Annotated in this window: 1 protein-coding gene; it reads right to left on the bottom strand. The window is 71.4% G+C overall.

The annotated features are described in order from the left end of the window. Positions 1-23: 23 nt before the first annotated feature. The coding region (locus ACZ3GY_RS24250; protein ID WP_465912322.1) for a hypothetical protein at positions 24-262 on the bottom strand (239 nt) is incomplete at its 5' end.

Genomic DNA, 262 nt, shown 5'->3' with positions numbered 1-262 from the left:
GGCGCGTCCTCGGCCGGCCGCGCTCAGTCGCTCGCGAGCTTCGCCTGCAAGGCGTCGAGCAGGAGATAGACCGCCGTGGCCACGAACCCGACGATGACCCAGGCCGCGTCCGTGGCGATTGCCTGGAGGACCAGCCAGACCGACCCGATCGCGGCTCCGGCCGAGATGAAGTGGGCGTGACCCCAGAAGGCCTCGCGGCCTTCGGGCTGCGGTCGGAAGCGGACGGTGAACCCGCCGAAGGCGACCAGCTCGATCGCCAGGA

The sequence above is a fragment of the Pseudomonas sp. PME37.24/006 genome, from assembly GCF_055556635.1.
Note: the sequence above shows the minus strand (reverse complement) of the source record. Positions and strands in the feature narration are given on the sequence as shown.